Annotated in this window: 8 protein-coding genes; 5 read left to right on the top strand and 3 right to left on the bottom strand. The window is 58.1% G+C overall.

Going from position 1 to position 7956, the window contains the following annotated elements; genetic code table 11:
• Positions 1-899, bottom strand: an 899-nt coding sequence (locus B4968_RS04725; RefSeq protein ID WP_241525566.1) for an Lnb N-terminal periplasmic domain-containing protein, incomplete at its 3' end; no start/stop codon positions are given.
• 201 nt (positions 900-1100) lie between these two features.
• Between B4968_RS04725 and B4968_RS04720 the strand changes: the two genes are divergently transcribed.
• The 3 genes from B4968_RS04720 to B4968_RS04710 all read left to right on the top strand — a co-directional run bounded on the left by B4968_RS04720 (position 1101) and on the right by B4968_RS04710 (position 3340).
• Positions 1101-1841: an alpha/beta fold hydrolase gene (locus B4968_RS04720; protein WP_083097057.1), complete on the top strand. Its 741-nt coding sequence runs from the start codon at positions 1101-1103 to the stop codon at positions 1839-1841.
• A 118-nt stretch (positions 1842-1959) separates the two neighbouring features.
• The gene (locus tag B4968_RS04715) at positions 1960-2385 is read left to right on the top strand and encodes a VOC family protein (RefSeq protein ID WP_083097061.1); all 426 of its coding nucleotides are present in this window, start codon (positions 1960-1962) and stop codon (positions 2383-2385) included.
• A gap of 214 nt (positions 2386-2599) precedes the next feature.
• Positions 2600-3340, top strand: coding sequence for an alpha/beta fold hydrolase (locus tag B4968_RS04710; protein WP_139792571.1), 741 nt, complete (start codon positions 2600-2602; stop codon positions 3338-3340).
• A gap of 77 nt (positions 3341-3417) precedes the next feature.
• Here B4968_RS04710 and B4968_RS04705 read toward each other — a convergent pair whose 3' ends face one another.
• Both B4968_RS04705 and phaZ read right to left on the bottom strand, forming a co-directional pair.
• Positions 3418-3990 (bottom strand): DUF6151 family protein, encoded by a 573-nt coding sequence (locus B4968_RS04705; protein ID WP_083097055.1) that lies wholly within the window; start codon positions 3988-3990, stop codon positions 3418-3420.
• 5 nt (positions 3991-3995) lie between these two features.
• Positions 3996-5369, bottom strand: a complete 1374-nt coding sequence (gene phaZ, locus B4968_RS04700; protein WP_083097054.1) for a polyhydroxyalkanoate depolymerase — start codon at positions 5367-5369, stop codon at positions 3996-3998.
• Positions 5370-5509: 140 nt separating this feature from the next.
• On the opposite strand from phaZ, the gene B4968_RS04695 reads away from it, so the two are divergent.
• Both B4968_RS04695 and B4968_RS04690 read left to right on the top strand, forming a co-directional pair.
• On the top strand, positions 5510-7321 hold the full coding sequence (locus tag B4968_RS04695) for a PHA/PHB synthase family protein (protein WP_083097052.1): 1812 nt from the start codon (positions 5510-5512) through the stop codon (positions 7319-7321).
• 132 nt (positions 7322-7453) lie between these two features.
• On the top strand, positions 7454-7897 hold the full coding sequence (locus B4968_RS04690; protein ID WP_083097050.1) for a phasin, PhaP: 444 nt from the start codon (positions 7454-7456) through the stop codon (positions 7895-7897).
• Positions 7898-7956: the final 59 nt, after the last annotated feature.

Raw genomic sequence — 7956 nt, 5'->3', positions numbered from 1 at the left:
GGGCGGGGACAGACGCATGTCCAGCACACCTGCCTCATAGGCATATTCGGGCAGGTAGCCATTGCCATAACCCGCCAGTCGAGCGGCACCTCACCCACAATCGTGCGGATCATCTGAAACACCACCGTGGTGCAATTGGTGAAGACCGAGTTGTACCATTGCGGCTGCTGCGCCAGCCGGTTGCCGGCCTCAACATATTGCAGCAGGAGCGCGCGGGCTTTTTCCGGGCTGGTGCGGATGCGAAAGAGCTGCACATCCTCACCGCGCGCATTGGTGCGGGTGCCGATCAGGTCGCGCTCATCCGCGGCAACAATTGCCAGGGTGTTGGTCTTGAACATATCCGCCACCGGCGAGAAGCCTCCGCCGAGCTGACGCCGGACCTCGACCGACCAGGCGATATGTTCGCCGTCGGAAAAGCCAAAGCTCACAATCATATGCGCGATCATCTTGCCGGACCAATAGGACATGAACAGATCGACCGTCTCAAGCTGTTCCAGGTCGTAGTGCCGGACCTCCCAATGGGCGTCAAAATCTTCGGGGCTGCGCCAGGTGAAATTGCGGACATCCGTCAGGGTCAGAGTGGAGCCTTCGAGCTCGCCTGTGACCTGTCGCGCCACATCTGGCGACCAGTTGCGCGTATGGGGCGGGGTCAGGCTGACCCACCAGGTGAGGACCGTTGCCAGAGCCAGACAATAGGTGGCCAGTGCGCGCAGCCGACGGGTGCGAAACAGCCCCAGTATCACTGCTATGGCCAGAACCGCAAAACCTGCGGCAAAGGCCCCGCGTGTCACATCATTGAATGGCAGTCGATACCACAGGGCCAGCACGGCCCAGCAGCTTGTCAGGGTAATGAGCAAACCTAAGAGCACCAGAAAACTGCGGCTTATCACTCGTGTCATTTAGAGGCCCTGGATTGTCATTCATATAATCGGCGCAGACTAGGCGCAGTCACGCACAGGGGCAAGCCTGAGGGGCATGCCTGAGGGGCAAACATGAGGACCCGCGCCGCTGAGGCTGGTCATGCGCTGGGAGGCGGAAAGGCAATTGCAGCGCTGTCGCTTGCATGGCACATCTTAGGACAAACAAGGGAGCGTGGATAAATGGCTGCAACACAGTTTCTCAACACAGCGCAGGGGCGCCGTATTGCCTATCATCACCAAACGGGCAGCGGCCCGACTGTGGTGTTTCTGGGCGGGCTGAAATCCGACATGGAGGGCACCAAAGCGGTGCATCTTGAGGCCTGGGCCAAGGCGCGCGGGCAGTCTTTCTTGCGGTTTGACTACTCCGGCCACGGCGAAAGCTCTGGCACCTTTGAGGAGGGCTGCATTGGGGATTGGCATCAAGACACTGTGGCGGCGATCACCGAACTGACCACGGGGCCGCTGCTGGTGGTTGGCTCCTCCATGGGCGGCTGGCAGGCGCTGTTGCTGGCCAAAGCCATGCCCGAGCGGATCCAGGGTATGGTGACGATTGCCGCAGCGCCAGATTTTACCGAAGACGGCTATTGGGCCAGTTTCACCCCAGAGCAGAAGGCGGAGCTGAAGACGAGGGGCTTTGTTGAGCTGCCCAGCGATTACATGGAGCCCTATCGCATCAGCAAGCGCATGATCGAAGACGGGCGCAGCCATCTGGTACTGCGCGATAGGCTTGAGCTGCCGTTTCCGGTGCGTTGCCTGCAGGGCACGGCGGACACGGCTGTCTCGACGGACACAGCGCTGCGGTTGCTGCAGCACGCCAGCTGCGCCGATATGCGCCTCAATCTGGTGAAAGACGGCGACCATCGCTTCTCAGATGACGCCTGTCTTGCACTGATCGAGGCTTCTGTCGCAGAGTTGCTCTAGGCCCAGATCTGTCGCGACCGGGGTGCCTTTGAGGCCTGCTGCGATGGGGGGGGCGATGGGCGCGGCCACAAGACTGATGGGCACAGCCACAAGAGTGATGTGAGGATGTGATATGACCATGGAGCAACGCGTGAGCCTGATCACCCTTGGGGTGCCGGATATGGAGCAGGCCGAGGCGTTTTACACCGCCCTTGGGTGGCAGCCGGTCGACAGCCCGGATGGGGTTGTTGCCTTTGATCTGATCTCGCAGACGCTGGGGTTGTATCCGCTGGATAAACTGGCCGAGGATATTGGCCTGCCGGTTGCGGAATTGGGCTCCGGGGCGATGACGCTGAGCCACAATACCCGCACCCCAAAGGAGGTCGATACACTGATGGCGCGCGCTCAGGCGGCGGGCGCCGAGATCCTGCGCCCCGCATCAGAGGTCTTTTGGGGCGGATACATTGGCTATTTCCGTGCCCCCGACGGCCATATCTGGGAGGTGGCGCATAACCCGTTCGCCAAGCTTTCAGCTGAGGGCGCGTTTCGCTGGAATGGCTATTGAGCCCGCATCAGCGTTGTTGAGTGTTGCTGAAAGACCGGTCCAGCGGAACAATCAAAAAATCCAGGCCAGTGCGGCGTGAAAACTGCAATAGTCTCTTGCTCCAATAAGGAACTCTCCGCAAAGATATTATCCGAGAGATCTCCCTGGGTTTGCCATTCGTAAAGGCTGGCAGGCTTGTTACCGACACGATTTCATAGAGATGAGGGCCGCTGGTATGGAACAAGCAGGGAGTTGGGGGGCGGAGCCGGTGGTCCTTTTGCCGGGTATGATGTGCGATGCGCGGGTCTTTACGCCGCAGCTGCATGCGCTGTCGGCTCAGGCTCCGGTGATGGTCGCACCTCTGCATGGCGGCGACCGGGTTGATGCGATTGCAACGCATATTCTGTCAATGCTGCCCGAGCGGTTTGCCCTTTTGGGACTGTCGATGGGCGGGATCGTGGCGCTGGAAATCCTGCGCCGGGCGCCTGCGCGGGTGACGCGATTGTGTCTGATGGCCACAACGCCCTTGTCGGAGACGCCAGATCAGGCCGCCATGCGCGAGCCGCTGATTGTCAGTGCCCGCACCGGAGGCCTGGAACAGGCGCTGCAACAATCGCTGCCGCCCGAGGTTCTGGCTCCGGGGACGCGGCGGCTGGAGATTCTGAACCTGGTGCGGCAGATGGGGCTGGATTTGGGCGCCGCGCTTTTTGTTGACCAAAGCCGTGCCTTGCAACGCCGACTTGACCAACAGGCCACAGCGCGGCGTTGTCAGGTGCCGACATTGATCATGTGCGGCGAATATGACCGGCTCACCCCGGTGAAGCGGCATGAGTTCCTGGCAGAGCTTATCCCCCATGCCGGGCTTGAGATCATTTCGGGCGCTGGGCATTTACCCGGGCTGGAACAGCCGGAAGCGGTCAATCGTGCCCTGCTGGATTGGCTCGCGGCGCCAACAGGTGCCGAGGCAGAGGGCTGACGCCAGAGTTTTTCCAGAAGGCCGACCAGAAGCCCGGCCCGAAATCCTGGCCTGAAATCCGGCGTTAGATCAAATCGTTATGGGTAAAGTCCTGCACGGGTCTCTTTGCTGATTACTTCGGGCGCGACCACGGGTTTGCCGGTCTCCAGGTCAAAAAACGGCGTCTGACGCCACATGCCGGACAGGCGCGCGATGATCATACGCGAGAAAATACCATAGACCATGCGAGGCATCCCTTCGTTGCGGGGTGGTTTGCCTGCTCGTACCACATGGGCCCGGGCCTTGACCTTGCCAAGCGCCTCTTTGCTGTCAAACAGATCTGAGCGCAGGCCAGCAAAGGCCAGCTTGGGCTTGGACAGGGTGTTTGCAATTGGGGTGCCGCAACAGCCCGCATACCAGCGAAACAGGCCTTTGGGGCCCAGACGCAACAGGCGCAAATGTTCTGCACCCTGTGTGATGGTCACGGCATGGGGCGCTACCTGAAACAGGTCCACCCCCTCTATTGGGTCTGGTTGCCGGTGGTAGAGCTCAGCGGCACGGCAATCGGGGCAAAAACAGACCAGCCTCAGCCCGGACTTTTGGGCGTCTGCCGGAATATGCCCGGCAAACGCGCCACAGGAACACGAAAAGGAGTGATCGCCTGTCGCCATGATGATCAGGCTTTGCGTGCTTTAGGCTTGGCCGCTGATGCTTTGGATACCGGTGCTTTGGATGCCGGTGCTTTAGAGGCCTGTGCTTTGGAGGCTGATGCTTTGGAGACGGGTGCAATGGCGGCTGATGTTTCGGAGGCTGCAGGCTTGCGGCTGGTTGCATCCATGAAATCAATCACCAGCGGCCGGATGTTTTCGCGCCAGCTGCGGCCCGCGAAGATGCCAGAGTGACCCGCGCCGGGCTCAACGTGGCTGGCCTTTTTGCTGTCGGGCAGGCCGGTGCACAGCTCCAGGGCGGCGATACACTGGCCCGGGGCTGAGATGTCATCTTTGGCCCCTTCGACGGTTTTTACGGCCACATTGGTGATGGCTCCGATGTCGACCTTGTGCCCATCGACGATAAATTCATTGCGGGCAATCTCGCGGCCCTTAAAGACGCGTTCAACGGTGGAGAGATAGAACTCTGCCGTCATATCCATCACTGCGAGATATTCGTCGTAAAACCGGTTGTGGGCATCATGATCCGAGGACTCACCGCGGCTGGCGCGCTGGATCTGGTCCTGAAAGGCCTGAGAGTGCCGGTCCATGTTCATGGACATAAACGAAGACAGCTGCAACAGGCCCGGATAGACCTTGCGACCAACGCCTTGGTATTTAAAGCCAACCCGCTGGATCATGGTTTCCTCAAGCTGGCCCATGGTGACACGGCGGCCAAAGTCAGTGACCTCGGTCGGGGTGGCATCCGGGTCAACGGGGCCACCAATCAGGGTCAGCGAGGAGGGCTGTGCCTCAGGGTCCTGCTCGGCCAGATAGGCCGTGGCCGCAAGCGTGAGCGGCGCCGGTTGGCAGATCGCGACCACATGGGTGTCAGGGCCAAGTTCACGCATGAAATCAACAAGGTACAGCGTGTAGTCTTCAATATCGAATTTGCCTTCCGACACCGGAATGTCGCGGGCATTGTGCCAGTCGGTAATATAGACTTCGCAGTTGACCAGCAGGCTCTTTACGGTTGAGCGCAGCAGGGTCGCATAGTGACCTGACATGGGGGCGACCACCAGCACCTTGCGGGGCTGTTCTTTACGGCCGGCGACATGGAAATGGATCAGATCCCCAAAGGCGCGTTCAACCACCGGGGTCACCTCGACCAGATGGTCCTTGCCGTCTTCGCAGGTAAAGGAGTGGATGCCCCAATCTGGCTTGACGGTCATGCGCTGAAAGGTGCGCTCGGTGACCTCGCCCCAGGCTGCCATCCAGTTGAGCGCCGGGTTAGGCAGAGCGGAAAACGCAGGGTAAGAGGCCATCGACAAGGCACTGGCACCCAACCATTGGTTCATGTTGCGGGCGGTTTCCATCAAGTCGTACGACATCATATAACGCATATGGTTTCCTTTGGCTGGCCGCCCAAATCCCACGATTGGGGACGGAAATTGATGCAGGGCCTCGGACCTTTCGTCGCTTTGGCGTAACATGGTGAAACCAGTATTCTGCACAGCAGAAAGAGTATGGGGGATTCCTTAAGATGACAACAAGTGACGCATTGGACCTAAGCACTTCGCCGGAACACATTGAACGACTTAAGGAAAATATGGAGAAAGTGGACGAGCTTTCGCAGAAACTGGTGGAAATCATGTCCACCAGAAAGGGACACCACCCCGGATTGGATGGTCCGAATCAGGAATTGTTCGCACGTGCAGCAACCTCCTACTGGGCCGAAATCCTTCAAAACCCTGCTAAAATGATGGAACAACAGGTGGAATACTGGGGAAAATCCGTGTTGAATTTTGCCGAAGCGCAGAAAATTCTGGCGGCGCAGGAGCAAGATGACGCACCGGAGGCAAAGCTGGAGGATCGGCGGTTTGGCAATCCGATGTGGGAAAAGAACCCCTATTTTAACTATGTCAAACAGCAATATCTGACCAATTCAGCATTGATCCGGGCGGCGGTGGATGAGGTGACTGATCTGGAGCCAATCGACCGCAAGCGCCTGTCGCATTTCTCTGATCAGATCATCAACATGATGGCGCCAACCAACTTTCTGCCCACCAACCCGGATGCTTTGGAAAAGGCGCTTGAGACCGAGGGGCAATCGCTGATCGACGGGTTGCAGAACCTGGTGTCGGATCTTGAGGCCAATAACGGTGAGCTGGTGGTCCGGCTGGCGGATGAGAGCGCCTTTGAGATTGGCCGCAATATCGCCACGACCCCGGGCGAAGTGATATTTCGCAACCGGATGATGGAGATGATCCAGTATCGCCCGACCACGGAAACTGTGCATGAGACGCCCATCGTGTTGTTTCCGCCCTGGATCAACAAATTCTACATTCTTGATCTCAAAGCCCAGAACAGTCTGATCAAATGGGTGACCGAGCAGGGCTATACGCTGTTTGTTGTCTCCTGGATAAACCCAACCGCCAAGGGTGACTATTCCGAGGTGGGGATCGAGGAATACATTGAAGAGGGATTTTTGACGGCCATCGAGAAGGCAAAAGAGATCTGTCGCGTAAAGCAGGTGAATGCGATCGGATATTGCATTGCCGGGACGACCCTCAGCCTGACGCTGGCGCTGATGAAAAAGCGTGGCGACAAATCGGTGAAATCCGCCACGCTGTTCACGGCGCTGACCGATTTTTCTGACCAGGGCGATTTCACGCCGTTTCTGCAGAATGATTTTGTCGATGCGATCGTCGAAGAGATCGGCGAGGATGGCATTCTGCCCTCCTATATCATGGCGCGGACCTTCTCGTATTTGCGGGCCAATGATCTGGTCTATGGCCCGGCCATCCGCAGCTATATGCTGGGGGAGACGCCGCCGGCCTTTGATCTGCTTTATTGGAATGGGGATGGGGCCAATCTGCCGGGAAAGATGGCGGTGCAGTATCTGCGGGACCTTTGCCAGGGCAACAAGTTTGCGGATGGCGGCATCACCCTGTTTGGGGAAACGCTGCAGCTTAAGGATGTGGATGTTCCCCTGATGGCGATCACCTGCGAGACGGATCATATCGCGCGCTGGAGCGATTGCTATCGTGGTGTTCAGGCGATGGGCGCGCGCAGCAAAACATTTGTCGTCTCGCAATCGGGCCATATCGCCGGCATCGTCAACCCGCCCAGTCGCAACAAATACGGCCATTACACCAATGACGATCTGAAACTGGATCCCGAGGCCTGGATGGCAGGGGCGAGCTTTCACGACGGCTCCTGGTGGCCCCGCTGGGAAAGCTGGCTGAAAAAGCGTTCGGGCAAGCAGGTTGAGGCACGCGAGCCGGGTGATTCGAACAACCCACCGCTAGAGCAGGCACCCGGGAGCTATGTGCGTATCCGTGCAAGGTCTTGATTTATAACCTTTCACGATAATTTTTCTGCACTGCAGCACGAAATTTCTTGAAATGCTGCGGTGCGGCAAGTATATATTCCTCATGCTGAAACGCGGGGTGGTCCCGAGATGGCAACCAGAGGAACCAGTTCAATGGCTAAGACACAAGATTTTACCGCTATGATGAAAGACATGATGGGTGCATTTCCAGTGGACACCTCCGCTATGGAAGAAGCCTTCAAGAACACCGCCGCGCTGAACGAAAAGCTGAGCGCTGTTGTTCTGGGCGCTGCTGAGCAGTCTTCGGAAATCTCCAGCAAATGGACCAAAGACGCTCTGTCGAAAATGTCCGGCATGTCTCAGGCCAAAACAGACCCTGCTGACTATGCAAAATCGGCAACAGATTTTGCCAGCGCTTCCGCTGAAGTTGCTGCAGAAAACATGGCTGCCTTTGCTGAAGTCGCCAAAAAGGTTCAGATGGAAACCGTTGAGCTGCTGATGGCCGCTGGCAAAGACATGGGCCAGGAAGCCACTGCCGCAGTCAAAAAAGCCACCGACGAAGTGACCACTGCAGCCAAAAAAGCGGCCGCGAAATAAGCAGTGCAGAAATAAGCAGTCCAATTGGGCTGAACACGATGAGCCGGATCAAAGCTCCT

It is taken from the genome of Pseudophaeobacter leonis (assembly GCF_002087335.1).
Classification (GTDB): Bacteria; Pseudomonadota; Alphaproteobacteria; order Rhodobacterales; family Rhodobacteraceae; genus Pseudophaeobacter; species Pseudophaeobacter leonis.
This window is presented reverse-complemented; position numbering and strand designations above follow the sequence as displayed.

Bases quoted from the DNA above. Each gene is read 5' to 3' on its own strand.
- B4968_RS04715 (WP_083097061.1), top strand. From the start codon at position 1,960: ATGGAGCAACGCGTGAGCCTGATCACCCTTGGGGTGCCGGATATGGAG.
- B4968_RS04695 (WP_083097052.1), top strand. From the start codon at position 5,510: ATGACAACAAGTGACGCATTGGACCTAAGCACTTCGCCGGAACACATT.
- phaZ (WP_083097054.1), bottom strand. From the start codon at position 5,369: ATGCGTTATATGATGTCGTACGACTTGATGGAAACCGCCCGCAACATG.
- B4968_RS04690 (WP_083097050.1), top strand. From the start codon at position 7,454: ATGGCTAAGACACAAGATTTTACCGCTATGATGAAAGACATGATGGGT.
- B4968_RS04720 (WP_083097057.1), top strand. From the start codon at position 1,101: ATGGCTGCAACACAGTTTCTCAACACAGCGCAGGGGCGCCGTATTGCC.
- B4968_RS04710 (WP_139792571.1), top strand. From the start codon at position 2,600: ATGGAACAAGCAGGGAGTTGGGGGGCGGAGCCGGTGGTCCTTTTGCCG.
- B4968_RS04705 (WP_083097055.1), bottom strand. From the start codon at position 3,990: ATGGCGACAGGCGATCACTCCTTTTCGTGTTCCTGTGGCGCGTTTGCC.